This window comes from Pseudomonas mangrovi (assembly GCF_003052585.1).
In the GTDB taxonomy this organism is placed as follows: Bacteria; Pseudomonadota; Gammaproteobacteria; order Pseudomonadales; family Pseudomonadaceae; genus Aquipseudomonas; species Aquipseudomonas mangrovi.
Map to the genome: position 1 here is coordinate 37,074 of NZ_QASN01000008.1, position 26,426 is coordinate 63,499.

The following is a 26,426-nucleotide window of genomic DNA, read 5'->3' on the forward strand; positions in this document are numbered from 1 at the left end:
GGCTCAGATCAGCTCGAACAGCACCAGCGGCAGCATCACCACCAGCACCAAGGCGAACAGGCCCAGGCCAAACAGCAGGCCGATACCGGCGGCACGCCAGTTGGAGTAAAGCGCCCCCCCCTGCTCGGTGTGCAGGACCATGGCCGGCCCGATGCGCTGCTGGGCGAGGAAGAACATCCCGGCCACCTGGGCAATGGTGAAGGGAATCGCCGGCACGCTCTCCGGCAGGATGAAAGCCAGTGCCATGCAGACCACAAAGATGGCGATCGCAATGCCCCAGACTGCACCCGTCTCGCCACCGCGACCGAGCGCCTGGAGATTCTTGCCGAGCAGGAAGGCGCCGGCCAGCGGCGAGCCGAGGAAAGTCGCCAGGCCCACCGCGCCGAGCTTGTAGAGCGGTACTTCGGTCGCGTGGGTCAGGGGGTTGGTGAGTTCGGCACTGGGGGTCTTGAAGGGGTTTTCAGCGTCCATGCGGGCTCCTGGGCATGTTGCGGATCGTTGGACCGAGGTGGATTTCAGACTGTCTCCGCGCTCGGCACGGCGCGGAATCTGCTACCGGGCATCCAGGGCGTTTGCGTCGCAACGGCCGCAGCGGAGCGCTAGAGCTCCAGCACGAATCCATCGGCATCGCGAAACGCCGGGAAGTGCTCACGATAGGCCGCCAGTTTACGCGGATCCAGGCTCAGCTTGCGGACGCCATCGGCATCTTCGCAAGCCAGCAGGCAGTCGCCCTGGAAATCCAGCACCTGGCTGTCGCCGGCGTAGTCCAGGCCCTTGCCGTCGCGGCCGACACGGTTCAGCGCCGCCACATAGCACTGGTTTTCGATGGCCCGCGCCGGCAGCAGGCGGTTCCAGTGGGCGCGCCGTGCCGCCGGCCAGTTGGCGGTGTAGAGCAACAGGTCGGTGCCGCCGGCATCGCGGCTCCACACCGGAAAGCGCAGGTCGTAGCAGATCAGCGGGCGAATGCGCCAACCCTTGAGCTCGAACAGTGCCTGCTGCTCGCCCGCACTGAAATGCTGGTCTTCCCCGGCCATGCGAAACAGGTGGCGCTTGTCGTAATGCGCCAGGCTGCCGTCCGGACGCGCCCAGAGCAGGCGGTTGCGGTAGCTGCCATCGGCCGCGCGGATGATCAGGCTGCCGGTGACCACTGCCTCCAGCTGTCGGGCCTGCTGCTGCAGCCAGAGGCTGGTGGGACCGTCCTCCTCTTCAGCCAGGCGCGCCGACTCCATGGAGAAGCCGGTGCTGAACATTTCCGGCAGCACGATCAGATCCGCGCCGCGTGCCTGCGCCAGCAGCGGCTCGAAGTGGGCGCGGTTGGCCGCCGGGTCCTGCCAGACCAGTTCGGTCTGGATCAGCGCCAGGTCAAGATCGGGCTTGTTCATGCTCACTCCGTTCAGATCGCGCACAGGCGTTGTGCTGCGGCACGCAGGGTGTCGTCGCGCTTAGCGAAACAGAAGCGCACCAGGCGCATGTCCGCCGGCGGCTCACGATAGAACACCGACACCGGGATCACCGCCACGCCCTGCTCGCGGGTCAGCCACTCGGCCATGGCCACGTCATCCAGATCAGGACGGATCGCCGAGTAGTCGGCCAGCTGGAAATAGGTGCCTGGCGAGGGCGTGAAGACGAAGCGCGAGTCGGCCAGCAACGCGCAGAACAGATCGCGCTTGGCCTGGTAGAAGCCCGGCAGCTCGGCCAGATGCTCCGGATGCTGCTGCATGAACTCGGCCAGCGCCCACTGCAGCGGGGTCACCGCGGTAAAGCTGACGAACTGGTGGACCTTGCGCAGCTCGGCGCTGAGCGCAGGCGGCGCGAGCACATAGCCGGTCTTCCAACCGGTGACGTGATAGGTCTTGCCGAAGGAGCCGACGACGAAGGCACGCTGATACAGCTCATCATGCCGCAGCACGCTCTGGTGCTCGGCGCCGTCGAACACCAGGTGCTCGTAGACCTCGTCGCTGAGCAGATGGATATCGCGGTCGCGGATCAGCGCGGCCAGGCGGTCCAGGTCCGCTCGCGAGAGCAGTGCCCCACTGGGGTTGTGCGGACTGTTGATGATGATCAGCCGGGTGCGCGCGCCGATGGCCGCCTCCAGCGCCGGCCAGTCGATGGCGAAGTCCGGCAGACGCAGGCGCTGATGCACGCAGATGCCGCCAGCCAGTTGCACCGCCGGCTCGTAGCTGTCGTAGCAGGGATCGAAGACGATCACCTCGTCGCCAGGATGCACCAGCGCGTGGATGGCGCAGAAGATCGCCTGGGTCGCGCCGGGGGTGACGGTGATCTCGTCCTGCGCCGACAGGTTGCGGCCATAGAGCCGCTGGACCTTGAGCGCCAGTTGCTCGCGCAGCGCCGGCAGGCCGGTCATGGGCGCGTACTGGTTGTGTCCTTGCAGCACTGCGCGAGCGACCGCCTCGCGCAGTGCATCGGGACCGTCGAAATCCGGAAAACCCTGGGACAGGTTGATCGCCCCGCACTCGGCCGCCAACTGCGACATGCGGGTGAAGATGGTGGTGCCGGTGTGGGGCAGTTTGCTCTGGATCATCAGCGAATATCCGAAAGCTGGAAGCGGATCAGCCTGCGGGGTGGCACCAGGCGCGCGCCCGGCTCCTTCTTCGGCGTCAGGCTTCCAGGTGCTATCTAGCGTTTGTCCTTGCGCTTCTTCTCGGCCTTCTTGCGGTGCGACATGAGCCTGCGCTTCTTGTTCACCTGGCGGTCGGTGAGGGTGTTCTTCTTGCCCTCGTAGGGGTTGTCGCCGCCCTTGAACTCGATGCGGATCGGCGTGCCGACCAGCCGCAGCACACGCCTGTAGGTGTTTTCCAGGTAGCGCACATAGGACTTGGGCACCGCCTCGACCTGGTTGCCGTGAATCACGATCAGCGGCGGGTTGGCACCGCCCAGGTGGGCATAGCGCAACTTGATGCGGCGACCGTTGACCAGCGGCGGCTGGTGCTCCTGCACCGCGCCTTCGAGGATCTGTGTCAGGCGGCTGGTCGGCCAGCGGGTAATCGCCGACTGGAAGGCGGCCTGCACCGACTTGTACAGGTTGCCGACGCCGGTGCCGTGCAATGCGGAGATGAAGTGGATGTCGGCGAAGTCGACGAAGAACAGCCGGCGCTCCAGCTCGGTCTTCACGTATTCCTTCTCGCCGTGGTCCATGCCGTCCCACTTGTTCAGCGCGATCACCAGTGCGCGACCGGATTCCAGCGCGAAGCCGAGCAGGTTGAGGTCGTGGTCGACCACCCCTTCGCGGGCGTCCATCACGAAGATCACCACGTTGGCGTCCTGGATCGCCTGCAGGGTCTTGACCACCGAGAACTTCTCGACCGACTCGAAGATCTTGCCGCGCCGACGCACGCCGGCGGTGTCGATCAGGGTGTACTTCTCGTCGCCACGCTCGAAGGGGATGTAGATGCTGTCGCGGGTGGTGCCGGCCTGGTCGTAGACGATAACCCGGTCTTCACCGAGCATGCGGTTGACCAGCGTCGACTTGCCGACGTTGGGCCGACCGATGATGGCGATCTTGATGCCGTCCTTCTCGCTGGGGCCGGGAATCCGCGTCGGCTCCTCACCTTCGGCGACTTCTTCCGCGGGCAATTCTTCCTGGTCCTTGGGAAATTCGCCGAGCACGGTTTCCAGCATCTGGGTGATGCCGCGGCCGTGGGCGCCGGCAATCGCCAGCGCGTCACCGAGGCCGAGCGGGCTGAACTCGGCACGGGCAACGTCGCTATCGAGGTTGTCGACCTTGTTCACCACCAGAAAACTGCGCTTGTTGCGCTTGCGCAGGTGCTCGCCGATCGACTGGTCCGCCGCGCACAGCCCGGCACGGGCATCGACCATGAACAGCACCACGTCGGCTTCCTCGATGGCCTGCAGCGACTGCGCCGCCATCTTCGCGTCGATCCCCTCCTCGTCCCCGGAGATGCCCCCGGTATCGATGACGATGTAGGTACGCCCCTGCCACTTGGCCTCGCCGTACTGGCGATCACGGGTCAGACCGGACAGATCGCCGACGATGGCGTCGCGACTGCGGGTCAGGCGGTTGAACAGGGTGGACTTGCCGACGTTGGGGCGGCCCACCAGGGCGATAACGGGAACCATGAGGCTCTCACCTGCGATATTTGCGAAAACACAAAGGCCGCTGCGTTGGGCAGCGGCCGGACATTCATTGCACGAGGAACGGCCCGGTACGCCCCGCAGGGCGCCCGGCCGGCGGTCACTGGATGGTCAGTGCCACCAGCTTGCCGCCGTTGCCGTAAGCGTAGATCCACTCACCCGCAACCACTGGCTGGGCACGCAACCCGGCGCTGTCGATACGCTCGCGACCGACGAAACGACCGTCGACCTGGCTGAGCAGATGCAGATAGCCCTCCAGATCGCCCACCAGCACGTAACTGGAAATCACCGCCGGTGCCGACAGCTTGCGACGCTGCAGCGAATCGTTGCTCCACAGCGCGGAGGCGGAACGCTCGTCGACGCCCACCAGGGTGCCTTCGGCTTCGCTCACGTAGACACTGCCATAACCCTGGGCCAGGCCCATGGCGCTGGAGGCCTGACGCTCCCAGAGAATTCGTCCGCTGCTCAGATCGAGCGCCGCCAGGCGACCCTGGTAGCTCACCGCGTAGACGATGCCGCCGGAGAGCAGCAGCCCGCCGTCGATGTCGACGATGCGCTCAAGCTCGGAACGGCCCTGGGGTACGGCAACGCGCTGCTCCCAGATCGGCAGGCCGCGCGCGGTATCCAGTGCCAGCACCTTGCCGGTGGAAAGACCGGCAATCGCCAGGTTGTTGGTCAGCACCGGGCTACCCGAACCGCGCAGGGTCAGCACGGCCGGGGTGTTGTCGAAGACCCAGCGCTGGTTGCCGCTGTAGGCCTCGAATGCGTAGAGAGTGTCGTTCTGGGTCTGCACCACGACGATATCGCCGTTGGTTGCCGGCGCTGCGAGCACCTCGCTGTTGACCTTGGCGCGCCACTTCTCTTCGCCACTGTCGGCGTCGAGCGCGAGCACTTCGCCTTTCAGCGTGCCCAGCAGGACCAGACCGTAGCCTGCCCCCACCGCGCCGGATACCGGCGTCTTCAGGTTCTGCTTCCAGATCACCTTGCCGGTCAGGCGGTCGAGCGCCATGACCAGACCTTCGACGTCGGCGGCAAAGATGCGCTCGCCGTCGACCGCCGGGACCAGCATGTTGTAGGTATCACCCTGGCCATCGCCGATCGAGCGGCTCCACTGGGTCTTCAGGCTCACTTCACGCTCGAACTTGGGCAGTTCGGCCGGTGGCAGTTCCTTCTTGTCGGTGCTGCTGCAGCCCGCGGCCAATACGGCCAGCGCCAGCAGTGCGGCATTCTTCCAGCGCATCACGTCATGCATCCTCTTTGGCCAGGTCGTCGAGCTTCATCTGCAGGGTACCCTGCGCCGCTTCCTCGGAAAGCGCGGCCTTGGCCTTTTCATAGGCGGCATGCGCGTCGTCGGCACGACCCAGGCGGGCCAGCAGGTCACCACGCAGTTCCTCGCGGATCGCTTTGAATTCGTCAACCTGGGCCGGCTTCTCGAGCAGCGCGAGCGCTTCCTCGACCTTGCCCTGGGCCGCCATCACCCGCGCCAGGCGGTGCTGCGCCAGATCGGCAAGCGTCGCATCGGCAGGATCGTCGACCACCGCCTGCAGGGCGCCAGCCGCGTCGTCGAGCTTGCCCGAGTCGACCGCAAGCTTGGCCACGAACAGGCTCGCATACTGCGCCTGGACGCTGCCGGCGTGTTCCTTGTTCAGGCGCGAGGCCAGATCGACGACCTTGGTCGTATCCGGCGCCGGCGTCACCGCCAGCTCGAGCAATTGCTGATAGAGCGCACCGGCGGCAGCGGCCTGAGCGGCCTCATGCTTCTGCCAGGCCTGCCAACCGAAGACACCGGCAAGAGCCAGCACGCCGCCCATCAACAGGGGCTTGCCGTTGCGCTGCCACCAGTCCCTCATCAGCGCGATCTGCTCTTCTTCGCTGTGCGTGCTCACCCGTTGCTCCTTAAATGTGCGGAATTCAGATTTCGTTCAGTAGTGCGGCCAGCTGGCCGGCGAGGTCGTCCAGGGCCAGCGTCTGCTGTTCCCCCTGGCCGCGCAAGGGTTTGCAAGCTACCACGCCACGGGCCAGTTCGTCCTCACCCAGAACGAGGGCGAAGCGCGCCCCACTCTTGTCGGCCTTCTTGAACTGGCTCTTGAAACTGCCGGCACCGTTGTTCAACCACAGCCGCGTGCCCGGCAATGCTTCGCGCAGGGTCTCGGACAGGCGCAGGGCAGCCAGCTCCGCCGGTTCGCCAAAGGTGCAGAAGTACAGATCGGCCTGGCCCTGCGGTTGCGGCGGCAACAACTCGAGGGTTTCCAGCAACAGGACCAGGCGCTCGATGCCCATGGCAAAGCCCACCGCCGGTGTCGGCTTGCCGCCGAACTGGCTGACCAGGCCATCGTAACGCCCACCGGCACAGACCGTGCCCTGGGCGCCAAGCTTGTCGGTGACCCACTCGAAGACGGTGCGGCCGTAGTAATCCAGGCCGCGTACCAGCTTGGGATTGATCTGGTAGGCAATGCCCAGCGCGTCAAGACGCGCGCGCAGACCGTCGAAGTGCGCCTGGGATTCCTTGTCGAGGTAGTCCGCCAGCATCGGCGCATCGACCAGCAGCGCCTGGGTCTGGGCGTTCTTGCTGTCGAGGATGCGCAACGGATTGGTATCCAGGCGGCGCTGGCTGTCCTCGTCGAGCTGCTCGAAGCGCGCCTGCAGATAGTCGACCAGGGCTTCCCGATAACGCCCGCGGGCTTCGCTGGAGCCCAGGCTGTTGAGCTGCAGGGTGACCGCATCGCGCAGCCCGAGCTGTTGCCAGAGCCGGGCGGTAAGCGCGATCAGTTCGGCATCGATGTCTGGACCATTCAGGTTGAACACCTCCACGCCGATCTGGTGGAACTGCCGATAGCGGCCCTTCTGCGGCTTCTCGTAGCGAAACATCGGCCCGGTGTACCAGAGCTTCTGTACCTGGCCAGCCCCATTGAGGCCATGCTCGAGTACCGCACGCACGCAGCCGGCGGTACCTTCCGGGCGCAGGGTCAGCGACTCCTCGTTGCGGTCGAGGAAGGTATACATCTCCTTGTCGACCACGTCCGTGCCCTCGCCGATACCCCGGGCGAACAGCTCGGTGTACTCGACGATCGGCAGGCGGATCTCGCTGTAGCCGTAGCCATCCAGCAACGTCGCGAAGGTGGACTCCAGGTAGCGCCAGGCAGGCGTCTGCGCTGGCAGTATGTCGTTCATGCCACGGATGGCTTGCAGGGTCTTGCTCACGAATGATCCCTAGATCTGTTCTCGACACCGCTGCGCTGGTCCATGCAGGGTCGGAAACAGAGGCAAAAATGCTTGTTTACAGTGGTGAACCGCGCGCGTTCGCCTGTTTCCTGGTTGTCTGTTCTGCCCATGCGCGGTACGCAGAGACAGCCTGAATCAGCCGCGGGCAATCACCGCCGCGTCAGCCTCGACCTTCTCGGCCGCCTTGCGTCGGATCAGCTTTTCCAGCTCATCCACCAGATTCTCGTTGTTGAGTTTCGAGGCCGGGACACCATCGATGTACACCAGATTGTTCGGCGTACCGCCGGTGAGGCCGATGTGTGCTTCCTTGGCCTCGCCCGGCCCGTTGACCACGCAGCCGATCACCGCGACGTCCAGCGGCACCAGCAGATCCTCGACCCGCGCCTCGAGCTCGTTCATGGTCTTGACCACGTCGAAGTTCTGCCGCGAGCAGCTCGGACAGGCGATGAAGTTGATCCCGCGCGAACGCAGGCGCAACGACTTGAGGATGTCGTAGCCGACCTTGATCTCCTCGACCGGATCGGCTGCCAGGGAGATGCGAATGGTGTCGCCAATGCCCTCGGCCAGCAGCATGCCCAGGCCGACCGCCGACTTGACCGTACCGGAGCGCAGACCGCCCGCCTCGGTGATGCCCAGGTGCAGCGGCTGCTCGATCTGCTTGGCCAGCAGGCGATAGGCTTCCACCGCCATGAACACGTCGGATGCCTTCACGCTGACCTTGAAGTCGGGGAAGTTCAGTCGGTCGAGATGTTCGACATGGCGCAGCGCTGACTCGACCAGTGCCTCGGGGGTCGGCTCGCCATACTTCTTCTGCAGGTCCTTCTCCAAGGAGCCTGCGTTGACGCCGATGCGGATCGGGATGCCCCTGTCGCGGGCCGCCTCGACCACCGCACGCACGCGGTCCTCGCGGCCGATATTGCCCGGATTGATGCGCAGGCAGTCGACGCCGAGCTCCGCCACCCGCAGGGCGATCTGATAATCGAAGTGGATGTCCGCCACCAGCGGCACCCGCACCTGCTGCTTGATTCGGCCAAAGGCCTCGGCGGCATCCATGTCCGGCACCGAGACGCGCACGATGTCGGCACCGGCATCTTCAAGACGACGAATCTGCGCCACGGTGGCGGCCACATCGTTGGTGTCGGAATTGGTCATGCTCTGCACCGCGATGGGGGCATCGCCACCGACCGGCACCGAGCCGACCATGATCTTGCGGGAAAGCCGACGCTTGATTGGAGACTGACAGTGCATGCTATTGACCCAGGCTCAGACGTGCGGTTTCGTTGCTGGTGAAGGGCGCGATATCGACTGGCGAACCGTTGTAGCTGACGCTCGCTGCGCGGGCCACGCCCAGGCGCAGCTCCAGCGGCGCCTTGCCCACCACCCGCAGGCTCTCGCCCTTGCGCTTGAGCCCACCGGCCAGAATTTTGCCGTCGGCATCCTTCACCTGTACCCAGCAGGTATCGCTGAAGACGACTTCAACAGTCCCCTGTCCCGCAGCTGCCTCCGCCTGCACCGCCGGCGCGGCAGATGCAGCAGCCTCCGGAGCTGGCGTAACGGTGGAGGCCTGCGCCTGCGACGATGCCGCCGGAGCCTGCGCCTGAATCTGCGCCGACGCGGCCGGAGCGCTGTCGCTGGCCGGCGGAGCAACTGGCTGGGCGTCGACCGGTAGTGCTTCGCTGTCCATCGGCAGCGGATCGACCTCGGCAGCAAGCAGCGCTTCATCTTCAAGTTCAGTCAGCGGATGCAGCTGCAAACGCCCGTCCGCGCCTTCAACCTCAATGTGCACCGGTGCCTGACCAAGCGGGTCGGTCGGAGCTGTGGAGCGCTCCTGCCACCAGTAGAAGCCAAGGCCTGCGAGTGCCAGTAAAAGAACGAAACTCAGCAGACGCAGCAACGAATGCGCGACCCGCACCGGCTGCTCGATCTGACCAAGCGCATGCACCTCACTGCCCGCCGCGTCAGTTCCGGTGAACTGGTCGAATTCCAGCACGATGCGGTTGGGGTCCAGCCCGAGCAGGCGCGCATAGCTGCGTACATAACCACGGGCAAAGGTGTGCCCGGGCAACTTGTCGAACTCCCCGGCTTCCAGCTGCTGCAGGCGTGCGACCGAGAGATTCAGCTGAACGGCCGCCTCCGCGACGCTCAGCCCTCGCGCTTCACGGCCCTCACGCAGGCTGTCGCCAGGGTTGGCCCGAGGCATTACCGATTCGAGAGACTCCTGCTTCATCACTGCTCCGCGAGAAATTGCTTGTATTCGGCAGAGCCGGGGTAGAGACGACGCAGCTGCAGACCCAGGGTGGCAGCACGATCACGGTTGTCGAAGATGCGCGCCAGCCGGGCACCCAGCAGCAGGCTGCGGGCATTCTGCTCGGTCATCTGACTGAAACGGCCGTAATAGCTGTTGGCCGCCGGGTAATCGCCACCCTCATAGGACAGCACCGCCATTTCCAACAGAGCACGGGGCTGCTGGCTGTTCAGACGCAGCGCGCGGGTAAAGGCGGTACGTGCATCATCGGGACGCTTGAGCTGCAGGTAAGTCAGGCCGAGGTTCTCGAACACGCGCGAACGCTCGCCGTACATGGTGTCTTCGGAGGCCTTCTGGAAACTCTCCAGGGCTTCGTTGTAACGTTCGCGCTCGAACAGGAAGCTGCCGTAGTTGTTCAGCAGTCGAGCATCCGAACCGCGCACCGACAAGGCCTTGCGGAAGTGCTGGTCGGCCAGTTCGTACTCCATCTCGCGCTGGAAGGCCAGCGCCAGGATCGCGTGGGCATCGGCGCTGTTGGGATCGAGTTCCAGCGCCTGCTTGAGCGGCTGCTTGGCCTTCTCGGTCATACCGCGTTCCAGATAGCCGAGGCCCAGCTGAACGTAAGCATCGCGCGCCTGATCACGACCGTCCGCGGTCTTCATCGGATCGACATGGCCACTGCTGACGCAGCCGACGAGCAGACTCAGGCAAAGAACCGATAGTGCAGTACGCAGGAACGACATGTATTACTCCCTTCAGCTTCGATTTGCGGTACGTGCCGGGGCCGCCTCGGCGTCCAGATCGCGAATGGCGATATAGCGCTCGCTACGTCGAGTGCGATCCTGGACCTGACCGACCAGTTGGCCACAGGCGGCATCGATGTCATCTCCGCGGGTGGTGCGCACGGTAACATTGTGGCCGGCCTTGTGGAGCAGATCCTGAAAACGCCGGATCGCGTTGTTGCTCGGCCGCTCGTAACCGGAATGCGGAAAGGGGTTGAACGGAATCAGGTTGATCTTGCAGGGCATGTCGCCCAGCAGCTCGACCATCTGCGCGGCATGCTCGGGCAGATCATTGACGTCCTTGAGCAGGGTGTACTCGATGGTCAGATAGCGCTTGTCGCCGAGACCCTCGATGTAGCGCCTGCAGGCGGCCAGGACTACCGCCAGCGGATACTTCTTGTTGATCGGCACCAACTGATTGCGCAGCTCGTCGTTGGGCGCGTGCAGCGACAAGGCGAGAGCGACATCGGTCACTTCGGCGAGCTTGTCGATCATCGGCGCCACGCCGGAGGTGGACAGCGTCACCTTGCGCTTGGAGATGCCGTAGCCGAGGTCGTCCATCATGATCTGCATGGAGTCGACCACGTTGTCGAAATTCAAAAGCGGCTCGCCCATTCCCATCATCACCACATTGGTGATGGCCCGGTCGACCTTGGCCGGAATGGTACCGAAGGATTTGTTGGCGACCCAGACCTGGCCAATGATCTCGGCGGCGGTCAGATCACTGTTGAAGCCTTGCTTGCCAGTGGAGCAGAAGCTGCAGTCCAGCGCACAGCCGGCCTGCGAGGAAACGCACAGGGTGCCACGGCTACCCTGGGGGATGTACACGGTCTCGACGCAGCTGCCGGACGCCACACGCACCACCCATTTACGGGTGCCGTCGGTGGAGATGTCCTGGCTGACGACTTCCGGACCGCGAATCTCGGCACAGCCCTTGAGCTTTTCGCGCAGGGCCTTGCCGAGATTGCTCATGGCGTCGAAATCATCGACGCCAAAATGGTGAATCCACTTCATCACCTGACCGGCGCGGAAGCGCTTTTCCCCGATGGACTCGAAGAATTGCTCCATGCCGGACTGGGTCAGCCCGAGCAGGTTCACTTTGCCGGCAACTTGATTCATGGATTCACCCTCGACTCATCTCAGCGGATGCGGTCGCACAGCTCGGTAGCAGCGAAGAAGTAAGCGATTTCGCGCGCAGCAGACGCTTCGGAGTCGGAACCGTGAACGGCGTTTTCGTCGATGGAAACGGCGAAATCGGCGCGAATGGTACCGGCAGCCGCTTCTTTCGGGTTGGTGGCACCCATCAGTTCACGGTTTTTCAGGACGGCATTCTCGCCTTCCAGAACCTGGACGATGACCGGACCGGACGTCATGAAGGAAACCAGATCCTTGAAGAAGCCACGCTCCTTGTGCTCGGCGTAGAAACCGGCGGCCTCGCGCTCGGACAGTTGAACCATCTTGGAAGCCACGACGCGCAGACCGGCCTTCTCGAAACGGCTGGTGATCTCGCCTACGACGTTCTTGGCGACAGCGTCCGGCTTGATGATGGAAAAAGTACGTTGAACGGCCATTTGAAACTCCAGAAACAAGGGGTTAAAGCGAAAAATAAAACCCGCGAATTATACGCGGGTTCAACAGGCTTGCATAAGAGCAGTGCACAATCGCGGTGCCCGACGGCAACTACTGCTGCTCTTCGATCCAGGCGGCCTGAATGGCCTCCAGCACCTTCTCGCCGGCACGCCCCGGATCGTCGGAAAAGTCCGGCAATTCCAGAACCCAGCGATGCAGATCGACAAAATTGATGAAGCGCGGATCAACGTCCGGCTTGCGCTCGCTCAACTCGATGGCGATATCGAGTACATCCGTCCACTTCAGACTCATCCCGGCCTCCTGCCTCAGTGCCCTTCGGACACCTGGTTGATGGTGTAACGCGGAATTTCCACGACCAGATCCTTGTCCGCGACCGTCGCCTGACAGGAGAGTCGCGAGTTCGGCTCCAGACCCCAGGCCTTGTCGAGCATGTCGTCCTCCAGCTCGTCGGACGCCTCGAGCGAGGCAAAACCCTCGCGAATCACCACGTGACAGGTGGTGCAGGCGCAGGACTTCTCGCAGGCATGTTCGATATGGATACCGCTGCGCAAGGCTGCGTCGAGCACGGTCTCCCCCGCTTCGGCCTCGACGACGGCGCCCTCCGGGCAATGCTCGGCGTTGGGCAGGAAGATGATCTGCGGCATAACTGTCAGTCCTCGATCTCATTGAGGTTGCGCCCGGCCAGCGCGGCCTTGACGGTCGCATCCAGGCGGCGTGCCGCGAAGGCATCGGTGATCTGGCTCAAACGCCGGATCTGCTGTTCTATCGCTGCCTGGTCCTGTCCGGCCAGCAGGCTGCGCAACTCGTCCATCTGGATCTGAATGGCCTGGCGCTCTTCGGCATCGAGCAGCCGCTCGCCATCTGCAGCAAGCGCAGCCTGCACCGCTTCGAGCAGCCTTTCGCCATCGACCTGCTGTTCGCGCAGGGCACGGGCGTCGCGATCGTCGCTGGCGTGCTGGAAGGAGTCCTGCAGCATGCGGGTGATCTCACCATCGGTAAGTCCGTAGGACGGCTTGACCTGGATACTCGCCTCGACACCCGAGCCGAGTTCACGCGCGGCCACGCTGAGCAGACCGTCTGCATCGACCTGAAAGGTCACGCGGATCTTCGCCGCGCCGGCGACCATCGGTGGAATGCCGCGCAGTTCGAAACGTGCCAGCGAGCGGCAGGCCGAAACCAGCTCGCGCTCACCCTGCAGCACGTGAATCATCATGGCCGTCTGGCCATCCTTGTAGGTGGTGAAGTCCTGGCCGCGCGCGACCGGGATGGTGGTATTGCGCGGAATCACCTTCTCCATCAGCCCGCCCATGGTCTCGAGACCCAGCGACAGAGGAATCACGTCGAGCAGCAGCAGCTCCTCGCCCTCGCGGCGATTGCCTGCCAGGGTGTCGGCCTGGATGGCCGCGCCGATCGCCACCACCTGATCCGGATCGATATCGGTGAGCGGCTCACGACCGAACAGCTCGGCGACCGCCGTGCGCACGCGCGGCACACGGGTCGAACCACCCACCAGAACCACTGCCTCGACTTCGTGCGCCTCCAGCCCCGCATCGCGCAGCGCGCGGCGGCAGGACTTGAGGCTGCGGGCAACCATGGGCTCGATCAGCCCGTCGAAATGCTCGCGAGTCAGCAGCCCCTGCCAGCCCTCATACCCGACCACAACCGAGGTCGCCGCGGTAAGCGCTTCCTTGGCAGCACAGGCAGCGCGCAGCAGACCACGCTGGGCGCCCGGCTCGATATCGGCGGACAGCCCCATCTCGGCAATCATCCAGCCAGCGATGGCCATGTCGAAATCATCGCCACCCAGGGCCGTGTCGCCGCCCGTGGCAAGGACCTCGAAAACGCCGCCGGTCAGACGCAGGATGGATACATCGAAGGTGCCGCCACCCAGATCGAATACCGCAACGACGCCCTCGGCCTGCTGGTCCAGACCGTAGGCCACGGCCGCCGCGGTCGGCTCGTTGAGCAGTCGCAGAACGTTGAGACCCGCGAGCCGCGCGGCGTCCTTGGTGGCCTGGCGCTGGGCATCGTCGAAGTAAGCCGGCACGGTGATCACCGCGCCCACCAACTCACCACCCAGGGCTTGCTCTGCACGCTGGCGCAGTACCCGGAGAATTTCGGCAGACACCTCGACCGGGCTCTTGGCGCCCTGGACGGTGTCGATGAAAGGCATCTGCGACTCACCGACAACGAAGTGATACGGCAACTGCTCACCGAGCTGCTGCACATCATCGAGACCGCGGCCCATCAGGCGCTTGATCGATACCAGGGTATTGAACGGATCAATTGCTGCGGCCGCCTTGGCGCCGGCGCCCACCTCGACGCGGTCCGCGTGATAGCGCACCGCGCTGGGCAGGATCACCTGACCCTCGGCATCCGCCAGGGGCTCGGCAATACCGCTACGCAGGGCAGCGACCAGCGAATTGGTGGTACCCAGGTCGATACCCACTGCCAGGCGCCGCTGGTGCGGCTGCGGGCTCTGGCCGGGTTCGGCGATCTGCAATAGGGCCATAGGTCGTCGGATATCCAGAGTGCCGCCTGAGCGACACTAAAACGTTAGTCGTCGAGGCGCTCTTCGAGATCGCGCACTTCGTGATTGAGCTTTTCCAGGAACTGCATGCGTCGCATCAGCCTTACAGCCTCCGCATGCCGCGCGGAGTCTTGCCAACAGAGCTCGAAGTCGTCATTGAGCCGCTCCTGGGCAGCCTTGAGGCGCTGTTTGAAGGCCGCGAGCGCAGGCAGATCAGCGCTGTCCTGAAGCTCCTCGAGCTCCTCGCGCCACTGCATCTGCTGGATCAGGAAGTCCGGATCCTGCACCGTCACCTCGAGCGGCAGCTCGCCATCACGCAGCGACAGCAGGTAGCGGGCGCGCATGGGTGCACTGCGCAGAACCTGGTAGGCGTCGTTTAGCGCCGCGGACTCTTCCAGCACCTGACGCTTCTCGCGCTCGCCGGCATCGGCGAAGCGATCCGGATGCACCTCGCGGGCGCGCTTGCGATAGCGCACGCCGAGATCATCCAGATCAATGCGAAAGGCTGGTTTCAGATCGAACCGGGCGAAGTGACAGAGATTTCCCACTGGGTTCAGCCTTGCTCAGACGTTGAAGCTCTCACCGCATCCACATTCACCGCGGACGTTCGGGTTGTTGAACTTGAAGCCTTCGTTGAGGCCTTCCTTGACGAAGTCCAGCTCGGTGCCATCGAGATAGGCGAGGCTCTTCGGATCGATGATCACCTTGACGCCGAAGCTCTCGAACACCTCGTCGTCGGCCTGGGTTTCGTCGACGAACTCGAGCACGTAGGCCAGGCCCGAACAACCGGTGGTGCGTACGCCGAGCCGAATGCCCTCACCCTTGCCGCGCCCTTCCAGCGAGCGCTGGACGTGACGAGCCGCCGCTTCTGTCATGCTGATGGCCATCGTCGCCTCCTCAGACCAAGCCTTTCTTCTGCTTGTAGTCGCGTACCGCCGCCTTGATGGCGTCCTCGGCAAGCACCGAGCAGTGGATCTTCACCGGTGGCAGCGCCAGCTCTTCGGCGAGCTGGGTGTTCTTGATGGTTTCCGCCTCATCCAGCGTCTTGCCCTTCATCCACTCGGTGGCCAGGGAGCTGGAAGCAATGGCGGACCCACAGCCATAGGTCTTGAACTTGGCATCTTCGATGATGCCCTGCTCGTTGACCTTGATCTGCAGACGCATCACGTCACCGCAGGCCGGCGCGCCGACCATGCCGGTGCCGACATCCGGGTCTTCCGCATCGAGCTTGCCGACGTTGCGGGGGTTCTCGTAGTGGTCAATGACCTTTTCGCTATATGCCATATCTGCCAATCCTCACTCATCAGGGCCGTTCATCGACGGCTTCAGTGTGCCGCCCACTCAACCTTGGAAAGGTCGACACCCTCTTTGAACATGTCCCACAGCGGCGACAGCTCGCGCAACTTGGTGACCGCCTCGCGCACCTTGGCGGCGGCGTAGTCGACCTCTTCCTCGGTGGTGAAGCGGCCGAAGGTGAAGCGGATCGAGCTATGCGCCAGCTCATCGTTGCGACCCAGCGCACGCAGCACGTAGGACGGCTCCAGTGACGCCGAGGTACAGGCGGAACCGGAGGATACGGCGAGGTCCTTGAGCGCCATGATCAGCGACTCGCCCTCGACGTAATTGAAACTCAGATTCAGGTTGTGCGGCACGCGGGCAGTCAGGCTGCCGTTGACGTACAGCTCTTCCATGTCTTCCAGCTGACGGTAGAAGCGATCACGCAGAGCGGCAATGCGCTGATTTTCCTGCGCCATCTCTTCCCTGGCGATGCGGAAGGCCTCACCCATGCCGACACACTGGTGAGTCGCCAGGGTACCCGAACGCATGCCGCGCTCATGGCCACCGCCGTGGGTCTGGGCCTCCAGTCGCACGCGCGGCTTGCGCCGAACGTAAAGCGCACCGACGCCCTTGGGACCATAGGTCTTGTGCGCCGAGAAGGACATCAGATCGACCTTGAGTTCCTCCAGATCGATATCCACCTTGCCAGTGGACTGAGCCGCATCAACATGGAAAAGCACACCACGCGCACGGGTCAGCTCACCGATCGCAGCGATATCGTTGATGGTGCCGATCTCGTTGTTGACGTGCATGATCGACACCAGCACGGTGTCCTCGCGCAGTGCCGCCTCGATCATCGCCACAGTGATCAGACCGTCTTCGCCCGGCTCCAAGTAGGTAACCTCGAAACCTTCGCGCTCGAGCTGGCGGGTCGTGTCGAGCACCGCCTTGTGTTCGATCTTCGAGGTAATGATGTGCTTGCCCTTGCCACTGTAGAAGTGCGCAACGCCCTTGATGGCGAGGTTGTTGGACTCGGTGGCACCGGAGGTCCAGACGATCTCGCGCGGGTCGGCATTGACCAGCTCGGCGACCTGGCGACGAGCATTCTCGACCGCCTCCTCCGCCTTCCAGCCGAAGACGTGCGAGCGCGACGCCGGATTACCGAAGTTGCCATCCACCAGCAGGCATTCGCTCATTTTTTGCGCAACACGCGGATCGACCGGCGTGGTCGCGGAGTAATCAAGATAAATCGGCAATTTCATGGACAACTCCTATCAGGCGAACGCCCTGCTCATTCAACGGCGGACGTTTCTATCTTTTCGAGATCGGGCATCCTGCCAGTGCCACGCCGCAGGTTCTGACGCTGCGCGACCTCCTGCACCTCGCGGCGACTGACCAGGTCAGCCAGACTGATGCCGCGCAGGAACTCGTGGATACGATCACTGAGATCGCACCACAGGTGATGGGTGAGGCAGGTATCACCGGCATGGCAATCACCAAGCCCCTGACACCGCGTGGCATCAACCGACTCGTTGACCGCGTCGATGACCTGGGCGATCTGGATATCGGCCATCTCCCGAGACAGCTGATAGCCGCCACCGGGACCGCGCACACTGGAAACCAGGCTACGACGACGCAACTTGGCAAACAGCTGCTCGAGGTAGGAAAGGGAAATTCCCTGACGCTCGGAAATATCCGCCAGGGACACAGGCCCCTGCTGAGCATGCAAGGCCAGATCAAGCATGGCCGTAACGGCGTATCGGCCCTTTGTAGTGAGTCGCATGGCACTTACCACGTGATCGCTGAAGTGGCGCGATTATGCTATTTCCGAGTATTTAAGTCAACTATAAGACCTATTAAAACACTCAGGTTTGCAGGAGAAAGCGGGGCCGCATCATAACAGACTCAATCTCCGCGAACATCTGCCACAGGCTCTACCTTGACCTCCGCGAAGTCTTCATCGCGCAGCGCCGGCAAGTCCTTGGCGCAGTAGTCACTGCCGAGCGCCTTGAGCGCCCCGCACATTCCTTCCAGGCGCGCATCGACTGCCTGAAGGTGATCAAGCAACTGACCTATCGCCCGCGCAATGGGGTCGGGCATGTCCTGACTCACACCATAGGCATCGAAGCCGAACTTCTCGGCGATCGCCTGGCGCTTAGCCTCCTGCTCATCGTCCACCTTGACGATGATCCGCCCCGGAATGCCGACCGCAGTCGCACCGGCCGGCACCGGCTTGGTTACCACCGCGTTGGACCCGATCTTGGCGCCAGCACCCACCGTGAAGGGACCAAGCACCTTGGCACCCGCCCCCACCACCACGCCATCCTCCAGCGTCGGATGGCGCTTGCCGGCATTCCAGCTGGTACCGCCCAGGGTCACACCCTGATAGAGGGTCACGTCATCACCGATCTCTGCCGTCTCGCCAATCACGATGCCCATGCCGTGATCGATGAAGAAACGCCGACCGATCTTCGCCCCAGGATGAATCTCGATCCCGGTCATCCAGCGACCAAAGTTGGACAGCACACGGGCCAGCCATTTCCAGCCCGCGCACCACAACCAGTGCGCCAGACGATGAACCCAGATCGCATGCAGCCCCGGGTAGCAGGTGAGCACCTCGAAGGAGTTACGCGCCGCAGGGTCGCGATGGAATACGCTTCGGATGTCTTCTCGCATGCGCTCAAACATCGTTCTCTCTCCGCTTGTGGGGCTCGCCACGGACCGTCTTCTGGGTTTCGGTGAGGATACCGCGCAGAATGTTCATTTCCAGCCGCGTCACATCCGCGCGCCCATAGAGCCTGCGCAGTCGCGACATCAGATGCCGGGGTCGCTCGGGAATCAGAAAGCCGATTTCGATCAGGGTCTGCTCGAGATGGACGAAGTACTGCTCGAGCTCGTCGGCGGTCACCGGCTGCGCATTGACGTCCGCACCCGCCTCGAGCTTGGTCATCTTGGTCGGCTGATCATGCGCAGCCAGCCAGGCCATGCGCGCCTCGTAGACCAGCACCTGCACGGCGGCCGCCAGGTTCAGCGAGCCGAACTCGGGATCCGACGGTATATGCACATGGAAATGGCAACGCTGTAGCTCCTGATTGGTCAGCCCGGCGTATTCGCGACCAAACACCAGCGCCACCTCGCCGCCCGCCTGGATCTGCTCCAGGCATTTGCTCGCCGTCTCGCGCGGATCCAGCAGCGGCCAGGGAATATGCCGATCACGCGCACTGGTACCGAACACCAGACTGCAGCCGACCAGCGCTTCCTCCAGGGTGGCAACCACCTGCGCAGCCTCCAGCACGTCTGTCGCGCCCGAGGCACGCGCATCGGCCTTGGGGCTCGGAAACTCCTGCGGATCGACCAGCACCAGGCGATTGAGACCCATGTTCTTCATGGCCCGCGCCGCGCCACCGATGTTGCCGGGATGACTGGTATTGACCAGGACCACGCGAATGTTCTGCAGCACAACGCCCACCAGCAGAGATCAGGGGGCTGGAATCTTACAGAAGCCCTTGGGCGAAAACCACGAACGAAGGCAGCCGCTTCTTAGTCCGGCGAATTCTGATAGAATTGCCGGCTTTCTTTAACGACCCAGGTGTACATCCATGCAGCCCATGCTGAACATCGCGCTGCGCGCAGCCCGCAGCGCCGCAGAACAGATCTTCCGCTCCATCGAACGCCTGGATGTCATCGCCGTCGACGAGAAGAAAGCCAAGGACTATGTCACCGAGGTCGACCGTGCCGCGGAGCAGACCATCATTGCTGCCCTGCGCAAGGCCTATCCGACCCACAGCTTTCTCGGCGAAGAAGGCGGCGCGATCGAGGGCAGCGGCGAAGGCGCCGAGTACCAGTGGATCATCGACCCGCTCGACGGCACCACCAACTTCATCCGCGGCATCCCGCACTTCGCCGTGAGCATCGCGTGCAAGTACCGTGGCCGCCTGGAGCATGCCGTCGTCCTGGACCCGGTTCGCCAGGAAGAATTCACCGCCAGCCGCGGTCGCGGCGCCGCAATCAACGGCCGCCGCCTGCGCGTCAGCCCGCGCAAGAGCCTGGAAGGGGCCCTGCTCGGCACCGGCTTTCCGTTTCGCGATGAGCAACTGGACGGCCTGGAAAACTACCTCGGCATGTTCCGCGCCCTGACCGGTCAGACTGCCGGCATCCGCCGTGCCGGTGCTGCGAGCCTGGACCTGGCCTACGTCGCCGCTGGCCGTTTCGATGCCTTCTGGGAGTTCGGCCTGTCGGAGTGGGACATGGCCGCCGGCGCGCTGCTGGTCCAGGAAGCCGGCGGACTGGTGAGCGACTTCACCGGCGGCCACGACTTCCTCGAGAAGGGGCACATCGTTGCCGGCAATACCAAGTGCTTCAAGGCCGTGCTCACCGCCATCCAGCCACACCTGTCCGCCGCGATGAAGCGCTGAAAACAGACGCAAATAAAAAAGGGGGCGCCGGATCATTCCAGCGCCCCCTTTTTTTATCCTGCGGAATCAGTCGCCACTCTTGGCCAGCACCAGGCGTCCGTCCTCGACCGGAATCCTGTCTCCCGGATCGCGATCCATGCGCACCGAGCCGATCTTGCCGTCCAGATCATATTTCACCTGATAACCGACGACTTTCTCGCTGGTGTCGGTAACAGTGCTGCAACGGGTCTCGGTGGTGGTATAGGTCGAGCCGGCCTGGATGTTCTCCTGCACCTTGTTGCCGGCATAGCCGCCGGCGGCCGCGCCCGCCACCGTAGCGACCTTCTTGCCGTTGCCGCCGCCTACCTGGTTACCCAGCAATCCGCCCGCCAGGGCACCGATGACGGTCCCGGCGATCTGGTGCTGGTCCTTGACGGGTTGCTGGCGCGTAACGACGACGTCCTTGCAGACTTCCCGTGGCGTGCGAATGGTTTCCTTGATCGGCTCCACTGCCAGCACCTCGGCGTGACGCGGCCCGCCGACAAAGCTGTACGCCGCAACTGCGCCACCCGCGGTGGCTACGGCAGCTCCGAGAGCAGCCCCAACGATCATCGATTTATTCACGTGAACCTCCGATTCATTCCATCGGGCCAAGGCTAGCCGCCTGAACCCGAACCTTGGACCGGAAACGACGAGGCCGGGTTCCAGACCCGGCCTCGTCGTCAGTGCGTTATTGCCAACCAGCACTCAAGGCGTTTCGTCGACTTCCTCGACCACCGGCGGAATCAGATCCTCGCGGGTCAGCTTCAGGGCGATGAGCAGGATCGCCGCGATATAAACCGAGGAGTAGGTACCGACACCCACCCCCACCATCAGTGCCAGCGAGAACCCCCACAGACTCTCCCCGGCGAAAACCATCAACGCCGCCACCGCAAGCAGCGTCGACACCGACGTCGCCGTGGTACGCAGCAGGGTCTGGGTAGTGGAGATGTTGATGTTCTCGATCAGATCCGCCTTGCGCAGCATGCGCATGTTCTCGCGAATACGGTCGAACACCACGATGGTGTCGTTCAGCGAGTAGCCGATGATCGCCAGCACCGCAGCCAGCACGGTGAGATCGAACGGGATCTGGAAGAAAGAGAACACTCCCAGGGTAACGATGACGTCATGCACCAGCGACAGGATCGCACCCAGGCCGAACTTCCACTGGAAACGGAAGGCGACGTAAATCAGTACGCCAACCAACGCCAGCAGCATGCCCAGACCACCCTGGTCACGCAGCTCCTCGCCTACCGCCGGGCCGACGAACTCCACCCGTTTGACCCTGACCGCGTTGTCGCCGCCAAGCTCGGTCAACGCAGAGACGATCTTGTTGCCCAGCGCCGGATCATCGCCCTGCAGCCGAACCAGCACGTCGGTGGCCGCACCGAAGCTCTGCACGGTGGCGTCGCCATAGCCGATCTGGCCCATCTGCTTGCGCACCTGACCGAGGTCGGCCGGACGCTCGTAGCCCAACTCGATCAGGGTGCCACCGGTGAAGTCCAGGCCAAAGTTCAGCCCCTTCACCGCCAGGCTCGCCAGCGAAGCGACAGTCAGCAGAACCGTCAGCACCAGCGCAATATGGCGTACCGCCATGAAGTTGATTACGCGTTTCATCGTGGCAGCCCCTTAAATCCAGAGTTTCTTGAGATCACGGCCACCGAACAGCAGGTTGACCATGGCTCGCGTCACGATGATTGCGGTAAACATCGAGGTGATGATCCCCAGCGACAGGGTGACGGCAAAACCCTTGATCGGGCCGCTGCCCATGGCGAACAGAATGCCGCCGACCAACAGCGTGGTCAGGTTGCCATCGAGGATCGCCGAGAACGCCCGGTCAAACCCTTCGTGGATGGCGCGCTGGATTGACAGTCCATTGGCGATTTCCTCGCGGATGCGCGAGAAGATCAGTACGTTGGCATCTACCGCCATACCCATCGTCAGCACGATACCGGCGATACCTGGCAGGGTCAGGGTCGCCCCCAGCATCGACATTAGCGCCAGCAGCACGACCATGTTGAAACACAACGCGATGTTCGCAAGCATGCCGAAGAACTTGTAGATCAGCAGCATGAAGATAGAGACGAACAGCAGCCCCCAGAGCGCCGCGTTGATACCCAGTTCGATGTTCTCTGCACCCAGGCTCGGGCCGATGGTGCGTTCCTCGGCGAAGTACATCGGCGCGGCCAGTCCACCGGCTCGCAGCAACAGCGCCAGCTCGGACGACTCGCCCTGCCCGTCAAGCCCGGTGATGCGGAACTGGTTGCCCAGCGGCGACTGGATGGTCGCCAGGGAAATGACCTTCTTCTCCTCGCGGAAGCTCTGCACATTGACCAGCTTCTCGACGCCGTCCACCGTCTGGCGCATTGGCCGGGTTACCGGCCGCTGCTCGATGAAGATCACCGCCATGCTGCGACCGACGTTGTTGCGCGTGGCGCGATTCATCAGCTCGCCGCCATGGCCGTCGAGACGGATGTTCACCTGCGGACGACCGTTCTCGTCGTAGCCAGCCTGGGCGTCGGTGACCTGGTCACCGGTGATGATGACGCTGCGCTCCAGATCGACAGGGGGCTGCCCCTCTTCACGGAACTCGAAGGATTCGGTGCTGGCGCGAACCGCATCGCTGGTCGCCGCGAGGCGGAACTCCAGGTTCGCCGTCTTGCCCAGGATGGCCTTGGCTTCAGCAGTATCCTGCACCCCTGGCAGCTCGACGACGATGCGATTGGCGCCCTGGCGCTGCACCAGCGGCTCGGACACGCCAAGCTCGTTGACCCGGTTGCGCACCGTGGTCAGGTTCTGCTTGATCGAGTATTCGCGGATTTCCTGCAGCTTGGCCTGGGTCAGCGCCAGACGCAGGACAACGCGATCATCCACCGCCTCGGAGGTCATGGCGAAGTCGTTGAGCTCCTTGCTGATCAGGCGCTCAGCCTTCTGCCGCTCCTCATCGGTGCGAAAACCCAGCTGAATCGAACCGCCGCGCTGCGGCATGCTCAGGTAGAGCAGGTTTTCCTTGCGCAGCAGGCTCTTGACCTCACTCTCGTAGACCTTCAAGCGTGCCTCGACGGCCTTGTCCATATCGACTTCGAGCAGGAAGTGCACGCCGCCGGACAGGTCCAGACCAAGCTTCAATGGCGAAGCCGCCAGGTTACGCAGCCATTGGGGAGTGGTAGGTGCGAGGTTCAAGGCCACGACATAGTCGTCACCCAGGGTCCGGCGCACTACTTCCTTGGCACGTTCCTGGTCGTCCAGGCGCTGCAGACGCATCAGCGCACTGCTGCCGGCTTCCGCCAGGCTGGCCGACTTGACCGCGATGCCGGCTTCCTCGAGCGCATGCTGCGCGCGATCCAGGTCCGCTTCACTGACATGCAGCGAGGAGCTCTGGCCGCGAACCTGAATCGCCGGGTCGTTGGGATAGAGATTGGGAGCCGAATAAACGAAGGCGATGCCGAGCACCACCAATATCAGCAGGTATTTCCACAAAGGGTATTTGTTGAGCATGACGCCGCCCGCTTATGACGCGGGGCGCTTGAGCGCCCCGTCGGTGAGATGTCTGGTGGGTCTTAGATGGCTTTCAGCGTGCCCTTGGGCAGCGTCGCGGCGATGGCCGCCTTCTGGATCTTCAGCTCGACGGTGTCGGAGACTTCGATCACCACGAAGTCATCGCTGACCTTGCTGATCTTGCCGGCGATGCCACCGGAGGTGACCACCTCGTCACCCTTTTGCAGGCTGCCCATCAGGTTCTTGTGCTCCTTGGCGCGCTTGGCCTGGGGACGCCAGATCATGAGGTAGAAAATGACCACGAAGCCGACCAGGAAGATCCACTCGAAGCCACCGGCACCCGGAGCTGCTGTAGTGGCGGCCGGGGCAGCGACGTCCGCGTAGGCGGAAGGGATCAGAAAGCTCATGCATTACTCCTTGGAAAGTCTTGTTTTGAAATCGGGAAATCAGTCCAGCGGCGGCGTCTGCAGGCCGCGGCGGGCATAGAAGGAATCGACGAAGGCGGCCAATTTACCCTGTTGGATAGCCTCACGCAAACCAGCCATCAGGACCTGGTAATGACGCAGGTTATGGATGGTATTGAGCATGCTGCCGAGCATTTCCCCGCACTTGTCCAGGTGATGCAGATAAGCACGGGAGAAGTGTTTGCAGGTGTAACAGTCGCAGGTCGGATCCAGCGGAGAGTCGTCGTGCTTGTGCACCGCATTACGGATCTTCAGCACGCCGGTATCGATGAACAGATGGCCGTTGCGTGCGTTACGGGTCGGCATCACGCAATCGAACATGTCGACCCCGCGGCGCACGCCCTCGACCAGATCGGCCGGCGTGCCGACACCCATCAGGTAGCGCGGCTTGTCTGCGGGCAACTGCGGCGGCAGGAAGTCGAGCACCCGCACCATCTCTTCCTTGGGCTCGCCGACCGACAGCCCGCCGATCGCATAGCCGTCGAAGCCGATCTGCTGCAGGCCTTCCAGCGAAACCATCCGCAGGTCCTCGTGCATGCCGCCCTGGACGATGCCGAACAGCGCCGCACTGCTGTCACCATGCGCGTCCTTGGAGCGCCTGGCCCAGCGCAGCGACAGCTCCATCGAGCGGCGCGCGACATCATGCTCGGCAGGATAAGGCGTGCACTCGTCGAAGATCATCACGATGTCCGAACCCAGATCGCGCTGCACCTGCATCGACTCTTCCGGGCCCATGAAGACCTTGGCGCCATCCACGGGCGAGGCGAAGTAGACGCCCTCCTCCTTGATCTTGCGCATCGCGCCCAGGCTGAACACCTGGAAGCCGCCGGAATCGGTGAGGATCGGCCCCTGCCATTGCATGAAGTCGTGCAGATCGCCGTGGCGCTTGATCACTTCGGTGCCCGGACGCAACCAGAGGTGGAAGGTGTTGCCGAGAATGATCTGCGCACCGATCGCCTCGATGTCACGCGGCAGCATGCCCTTGACCGTGCCATAGGTGCCCACCGGCATGAACGCCGGGGTCTCGACCACGCCACGCGGAAAGGTCAGTCGGCCGCGACGAGCCCGACCCTCGGTAGCCAGCAACTCGAAGGACATGCGACAGGTACGGCTCATAGGGTTTCCTCCGGGCCGCGCGGCGCGGGATTACGGGTAATGAACATGGCATCGCCATAGCTGAAGAAGCGATAGCCTTCGGCCACGGCCTCGCGATAGGCCGCCATTGTCTGCGCGTAGCCGGCGAAGGCGCACACCAGCATCAGCAGCGTCGATTCGGGCAGATGGAAGTTGGTCACCAGGGCGTCGACCACGTGAAACGGCCTGCCGGGGTAGAGAAAGATGTCGGTGTCACCACTGAACGGCTTGAGCGTGCCGTCGCGTGCTGCGCTCTCCAGCGAACGCACGCTGGTGGTGCCCACGGCGATCACCCGACCGCCACGCGCGCGACAAGCCTCGACCGCATCCACCACCGCCTGGCTGACTTCAAGCCATTCGCTGTGCATGTGGTGCTCTTCGATGCGCTCGACCCGCACCGGCTGGAAGGTCCCGGCGCCGACGTGCAGGGTGACGAAGGCACGCTCCACACCACGGGCGGCGATCTCGGCCAGCAGGGCCTCGTCGAAATGCAGTCCGGCGGTAGGGGCAGCAACCGCACCGGCATTGCGCGCGTAGACGGTCTGGTAACGCTCGCGATCGGCGGCTTCGTCGGGCCTGTCTATATAGGGAGGCAGCGGCATGTGGCCGATGCGCTCGAGCAGGGACAGCACAGGCTCGTCGAAACGCAGCTCGAACAAGGTATCGTGGCGCGCGAGCATCTCGGCACCGCTGCCGCCCTCGAGCAGTATCCGCGAGCCGGGCTTGGGCGACTTGCTCGAACGCACGTGGGCCATCACCCGATGACTGTCCAGCACCCGCTCGACGAGAATCTCCAGCTTGCCGCCAGAGGCCTTCTGGCCGAACAGTCGCGCCGGGATCACCCGGGTGTCGTTGAATACCAGCAGGTCGCCGGGGCGCAGAAATTCCAGCAGATCGGGGAAGCGTCGATGGGCGATTGTCGCGCTGGGCCCATCCAGCACCAGCAGGCGACTGCCACTGCGCTCAGCGAGTGGATGGCGGGCAATCTGGCTTTCCGGAAGATCGAACTGGAAATCGGCGACACGCATGACAGGGACAGAGGTCGTTCCAAAGGGGCGCAGAGCTTACCGGAATTGCCCGACACTGGCCACGCAGCCCGATTGACCCTGCCTGGCCGCCTCCCTATACTGCGCCGCC

General features: G+C 63.5%; 29 protein-coding genes. 1 reads left to right on the forward strand and 28 read right to left on the reverse strand.

Annotation, left to right across the window (positions count from 1 at the left end):
• Positions 1-3: 3 nt before the first annotated feature.
• From DBO85_RS05340 to trmJ, 22 genes are all read right to left on the reverse strand, one after another.
• Positions 4-471, reverse strand: a complete 468-nt coding sequence (locus DBO85_RS05340) for a hypothetical protein (RefSeq protein WP_108106007.1) — start codon at positions 469-471, stop codon at positions 4-6.
• A gap of 128 nt (positions 472-599) precedes the next feature.
• Entirely contained in the window at positions 600-1,406 is an 807-nt protein-coding gene (locus DBO85_RS05345) for an amidohydrolase (protein ID WP_108106009.1), read from the reverse strand.
• Complete coding sequence (locus DBO85_RS05350) at positions 1,394-2,542, reverse strand: pyridoxal phosphate-dependent aminotransferase (RefSeq protein WP_108106011.1); 1,149 nt, start codon at positions 2,540-2,542, stop codon at positions 1,394-1,396. Before DBO85_RS05350 ends, DBO85_RS05345 begins: the two co-directional genes overlap by 13 nt.
• Positions 2,543-2,637: 95 nt before the next feature.
• Entirely contained in the window at positions 2,638-4,098 is a 1,461-nt protein-coding gene (der, locus tag DBO85_RS05355; protein WP_108106013.1) for a ribosome biogenesis GTPase Der, read from the reverse strand.
• Between the two features lie 115 nt (positions 4,099-4,213).
• Complete coding sequence (bamB, locus tag DBO85_RS05360; protein ID WP_177429736.1) at positions 4,214-5,365, reverse strand: outer membrane protein assembly factor BamB; 1,152 nt, start codon at positions 5,363-5,365, stop codon at positions 4,214-4,216.
• On the reverse strand, positions 5,358-5,963 hold the full coding sequence (locus DBO85_RS05365; protein WP_108106173.1) for a tetratricopeptide repeat protein: 606 nt from the start codon (positions 5,961-5,963) through the stop codon (positions 5,358-5,360). The genes bamB and DBO85_RS05365 overlap by 8 nt, the downstream gene beginning before the upstream one ends.
• A gap of 61 nt (positions 5,964-6,024) precedes the next feature.
• Positions 6,025-7,314 carry a histidine--tRNA ligase gene (gene hisS / locus DBO85_RS05370; protein ID WP_108106015.1) on the reverse strand — a complete coding sequence of 430 codons (1,290 nt, stop codon included), beginning with the start codon at positions 7,312-7,314 and terminating at the stop codon, positions 6,025-6,027.
• Between the two features lie 156 nt (positions 7,315-7,470).
• Entirely contained in the window at positions 7,471-8,583 is a 1,113-nt protein-coding gene (gene ispG / locus DBO85_RS05375) for a flavodoxin-dependent (E)-4-hydroxy-3-methylbut-2-enyl-diphosphate synthase (protein WP_108106017.1), read from the reverse strand.
• A 1-nt stretch (position 8,584) separates the two neighbouring features.
• A complete protein-coding gene (locus DBO85_RS05380) occupies positions 8,585-9,562 on the reverse strand; it encodes a helix-turn-helix domain-containing protein (protein ID WP_108106019.1) in 978 nt (325 codons plus the stop codon).
• Complete coding sequence (pilW, locus tag DBO85_RS05385; RefSeq protein WP_108106020.1) at positions 9,562-10,323, reverse strand: type IV pilus biogenesis/stability protein PilW; 762 nt, start codon at positions 10,321-10,323, stop codon at positions 9,562-9,564. The genes DBO85_RS05380 and pilW overlap by 1 nt, the downstream gene beginning before the upstream one ends.
• Positions 10,324-10,335: 12 nt before the next feature.
• The gene (rlmN, locus tag DBO85_RS05390; protein ID WP_108106022.1) at positions 10,336-11,481 is read right to left on the reverse strand and encodes a 23S rRNA (adenine(2503)-C(2))-methyltransferase RlmN; all 1,146 of its coding nucleotides are present in this window, start codon (positions 11,479-11,481) and stop codon (positions 10,336-10,338) included.
• Between the two features lie 20 nt (positions 11,482-11,501).
• Positions 11,502-11,933: a nucleoside-diphosphate kinase gene (gene ndk / locus DBO85_RS05395; protein WP_108106024.1), complete on the reverse strand. Its 432-nt coding sequence runs from the start codon at positions 11,931-11,933 to the stop codon at positions 11,502-11,504.
• A gap of 109 nt (positions 11,934-12,042) precedes the next feature.
• Positions 12,043-12,243, reverse strand: a complete 201-nt coding sequence (gene iscX / locus DBO85_RS05400; RefSeq protein WP_108106026.1) for a Fe-S cluster assembly protein IscX — start codon at positions 12,241-12,243, stop codon at positions 12,043-12,045.
• A gap of 14 nt (positions 12,244-12,257) precedes the next feature.
• The gene (gene fdx / locus DBO85_RS05405; protein WP_108106028.1) at positions 12,258-12,596 is read right to left on the reverse strand and encodes an ISC system 2Fe-2S type ferredoxin; all 339 of its coding nucleotides are present in this window, start codon (positions 12,594-12,596) and stop codon (positions 12,258-12,260) included.
• 5 nt (positions 12,597-12,601) lie between these two features.
• Positions 12,602-14,464 (reverse strand): Fe-S protein assembly chaperone HscA, encoded by a 1,863-nt coding sequence (gene hscA / locus DBO85_RS05410; RefSeq protein WP_108106030.1) that lies wholly within the window; start codon positions 14,462-14,464, stop codon positions 12,602-12,604.
• A gap of 44 nt (positions 14,465-14,508) precedes the next feature.
• Positions 14,509-15,030, reverse strand: a complete 522-nt coding sequence (gene hscB / locus DBO85_RS05415) for a co-chaperone HscB (protein WP_108106032.1) — start codon at positions 15,028-15,030, stop codon at positions 14,509-14,511.
• A 15-nt stretch (positions 15,031-15,045) separates the two neighbouring features.
• A complete protein-coding gene (gene iscA, locus DBO85_RS05420; RefSeq protein ID WP_108106034.1) occupies positions 15,046-15,369 on the reverse strand; it encodes an iron-sulfur cluster assembly protein IscA in 324 nt (107 codons plus the stop codon).
• A gap of 10 nt (positions 15,370-15,379) precedes the next feature.
• On the reverse strand, positions 15,380-15,766 hold the full coding sequence (gene iscU / locus DBO85_RS05425; protein ID WP_108106036.1) for a Fe-S cluster assembly scaffold IscU: 387 nt from the start codon (positions 15,764-15,766) through the stop codon (positions 15,380-15,382).
• A 41-nt stretch (positions 15,767-15,807) separates the two neighbouring features.
• Entirely contained in the window at positions 15,808-17,022 is a 1,215-nt protein-coding gene (locus tag DBO85_RS05430; RefSeq protein ID WP_108106038.1) for an IscS subfamily cysteine desulfurase, read from the reverse strand.
• Positions 17,023-17,051: 29 nt separating this feature from the next.
• A complete protein-coding gene (iscR, locus tag DBO85_RS05435; RefSeq protein WP_108106040.1) occupies positions 17,052-17,543 on the reverse strand; it encodes a Fe-S cluster assembly transcriptional regulator IscR in 492 nt (163 codons plus the stop codon).
• A gap of 122 nt (positions 17,544-17,665) precedes the next feature.
• Positions 17,666-18,448 (reverse strand): serine O-acetyltransferase, encoded by a 783-nt coding sequence (gene cysE / locus DBO85_RS05440; protein WP_108106042.1) that lies wholly within the window; start codon positions 18,446-18,448, stop codon positions 17,666-17,668.
• Positions 18,441-19,220, reverse strand: coding sequence for a tRNA (cytosine(32)/uridine(32)-2'-O)-methyltransferase TrmJ (gene trmJ, locus DBO85_RS05445; protein WP_108106175.1), 780 nt, complete (start codon positions 19,218-19,220; stop codon positions 18,441-18,443). The genes cysE and trmJ overlap by 8 nt, the downstream gene beginning before the upstream one ends.
• Positions 19,221-19,359: 139 nt before the next feature.
• Here trmJ and suhB point away from each other — a divergent pair, with 139 nt between their 5' ends.
• On the forward strand, positions 19,360-20,175 hold the full coding sequence (gene suhB / locus DBO85_RS05450; RefSeq protein ID WP_108106044.1) for a type III secretion system regulator SuhB: 816 nt from the start codon (positions 19,360-19,362) through the stop codon (positions 20,173-20,175).
• Positions 20,176-20,241: 66 nt separating this feature from the next.
• On the opposite strand, the gene DBO85_RS05455 is transcribed toward suhB, so the two are convergent.
• The 6 genes from DBO85_RS05455 to queA form a co-directional block, all read right to left on the reverse strand.
• Entirely contained in the window at positions 20,242-20,778 is a 537-nt protein-coding gene (locus tag DBO85_RS05455; protein ID WP_108106046.1) for a glycine zipper 2TM domain-containing protein, read from the reverse strand.
• A 123-nt stretch (positions 20,779-20,901) separates the two neighbouring features.
• On the reverse strand, positions 20,902-21,810 hold the full coding sequence (gene secF / locus DBO85_RS05460; RefSeq protein ID WP_108106048.1) for a protein translocase subunit SecF: 909 nt from the start codon (positions 21,808-21,810) through the stop codon (positions 20,902-20,904).
• A 12-nt stretch (positions 21,811-21,822) separates the two neighbouring features.
• A complete protein-coding gene (gene secD / locus DBO85_RS05465) occupies positions 21,823-23,691 on the reverse strand; it encodes a protein translocase subunit SecD (RefSeq protein WP_108106050.1) in 1,869 nt (622 codons plus the stop codon).
• A gap of 62 nt (positions 23,692-23,753) precedes the next feature.
• The gene (gene yajC / locus DBO85_RS05470; RefSeq protein ID WP_108106052.1) at positions 23,754-24,098 is read right to left on the reverse strand and encodes a preprotein translocase subunit YajC; all 345 of its coding nucleotides are present in this window, start codon (positions 24,096-24,098) and stop codon (positions 23,754-23,756) included.
• 39 nt (positions 24,099-24,137) lie between these two features.
• Positions 24,138-25,253: a tRNA guanosine(34) transglycosylase Tgt gene (gene tgt / locus DBO85_RS05475; protein ID WP_108106177.1), complete on the reverse strand. Its 1,116-nt coding sequence runs from the start codon at positions 25,251-25,253 to the stop codon at positions 24,138-24,140.
• 14 nt (positions 25,254-25,267) lie between these two features.
• Positions 25,268-26,317: a tRNA preQ1(34) S-adenosylmethionine ribosyltransferase-isomerase QueA gene (gene queA, locus DBO85_RS05480; protein WP_108106054.1), complete on the reverse strand. Its 1,050-nt coding sequence runs from the start codon at positions 26,315-26,317 to the stop codon at positions 25,268-25,270.
• Between the last annotated feature and the right edge of the window lie 109 nt (positions 26,318-26,426).

What these genes read in the sequence shown, in the direction of transcription:
- iscR (WP_108106040.1), bottom strand. Translation starts at nt 17,543, where the DNA reads ATGCGACTCACTACAAAGGGCCGATACGCCGTTACGGCCATGCTTGAT.
- yajC (WP_108106052.1), bottom strand. Translation starts at nt 24,098, where the DNA reads ATGAGCTTTCTGATCCCTTCCGCCTACGCGGACGTCGCTGCCCCGGCC.
- cysE (WP_108106042.1), bottom strand. Translation starts at nt 18,448, where the DNA reads ATGTTTGAGCGCATGCGAGAAGACATCCGAAGCGTATTCCATCGCGAC.
- queA (WP_108106054.1), bottom strand. Translation starts at nt 26,317, where the DNA reads ATGCGTGTCGCCGATTTCCAGTTCGATCTTCCGGAAAGCCAGATTGCC.
- fdx (WP_108106028.1), bottom strand. Translation starts at nt 12,596, where the DNA reads ATGCCGCAGATCATCTTCCTGCCCAACGCCGAGCATTGCCCGGAGGGC.
- suhB (WP_108106044.1), top strand. Translation starts at nt 19,360, where the DNA reads ATGCAGCCCATGCTGAACATCGCGCTGCGCGCAGCCCGCAGCGCCGCA.
- secF (WP_108106048.1), bottom strand. Translation starts at nt 21,810, where the DNA reads ATGAAACGCGTAATCAACTTCATGGCGGTACGCCATATTGCGCTGGTG.
- ispG (WP_108106017.1), bottom strand. Translation starts at nt 8,583, where the DNA reads ATGCACTGTCAGTCTCCAATCAAGCGTCGGCTTTCCCGCAAGATCATG.
- DBO85_RS05430 (WP_108106038.1), bottom strand. Translation starts at nt 17,022, where the DNA reads ATGAAATTGCCGATTTATCTTGATTACTCCGCGACCACGCCGGTCGAT.
- der (WP_108106013.1), bottom strand. Translation starts at nt 4,098, where the DNA reads ATGGTTCCCGTTATCGCCCTGGTGGGCCGCCCCAACGTCGGCAAGTCC.
- DBO85_RS05380 (WP_108106019.1), bottom strand. Translation starts at nt 9,562, where the DNA reads ATGAAGCAGGAGTCTCTCGAATCGGTAATGCCTCGGGCCAACCCTGGC.
- ndk (WP_108106024.1), bottom strand. Translation starts at nt 11,933, where the DNA reads ATGGCCGTTCAACGTACTTTTTCCATCATCAAGCCGGACGCTGTCGCC.
- rlmN (WP_108106022.1), bottom strand. Translation starts at nt 11,481, where the DNA reads ATGAATCAAGTTGCCGGCAAAGTGAACCTGCTCGGGCTGACCCAGTCC.
- DBO85_RS05350 (WP_108106011.1), bottom strand. Translation starts at nt 2,542, where the DNA reads ATGATCCAGAGCAAACTGCCCCACACCGGCACCACCATCTTCACCCGC.
- iscU (WP_108106036.1), bottom strand. Translation starts at nt 15,766, where the DNA reads ATGGCATATAGCGAAAAGGTCATTGACCACTACGAGAACCCCCGCAAC.
- tgt (WP_108106177.1), bottom strand. Translation starts at nt 25,253, where the DNA reads ATGTCCTTCGAGTTGCTGGCTACCGAGGGTCGGGCTCGTCGCGGCCGA.
- hscA (WP_108106030.1), bottom strand. Translation starts at nt 14,464, where the DNA reads ATGGCCCTATTGCAGATCGCCGAACCCGGCCAGAGCCCGCAGCCGCAC.
- pilW (WP_108106020.1), bottom strand. Translation starts at nt 10,323, where the DNA reads ATGTCGTTCCTGCGTACTGCACTATCGGTTCTTTGCCTGAGTCTGCTC.
- bamB (WP_177429736.1), bottom strand. Translation starts at nt 5,365, where the DNA reads ATGCATGACGTGATGCGCTGGAAGAATGCCGCACTGCTGGCGCTGGCC.
- DBO85_RS05340 (WP_108106007.1), bottom strand. Translation starts at nt 471, where the DNA reads ATGGACGCTGAAAACCCCTTCAAGACCCCCAGTGCCGAACTCACCAAC.
- secD (WP_108106050.1), bottom strand. Translation starts at nt 23,691, where the DNA reads ATGCTCAACAAATACCCTTTGTGGAAATACCTGCTGATATTGGTGGTG.
- iscX (WP_108106026.1), bottom strand. Translation starts at nt 12,243, where the DNA reads ATGAGTCTGAAGTGGACGGATGTACTCGATATCGCCATCGAGTTGAGC.
- iscA (WP_108106034.1), bottom strand. Translation starts at nt 15,369, where the DNA reads ATGGCCATCAGCATGACAGAAGCGGCGGCTCGTCACGTCCAGCGCTCG.
- DBO85_RS05365 (WP_108106173.1), bottom strand. Translation starts at nt 5,963, where the DNA reads ATGAGGGACTGGTGGCAGCGCAACGGCAAGCCCCTGTTGATGGGCGGC.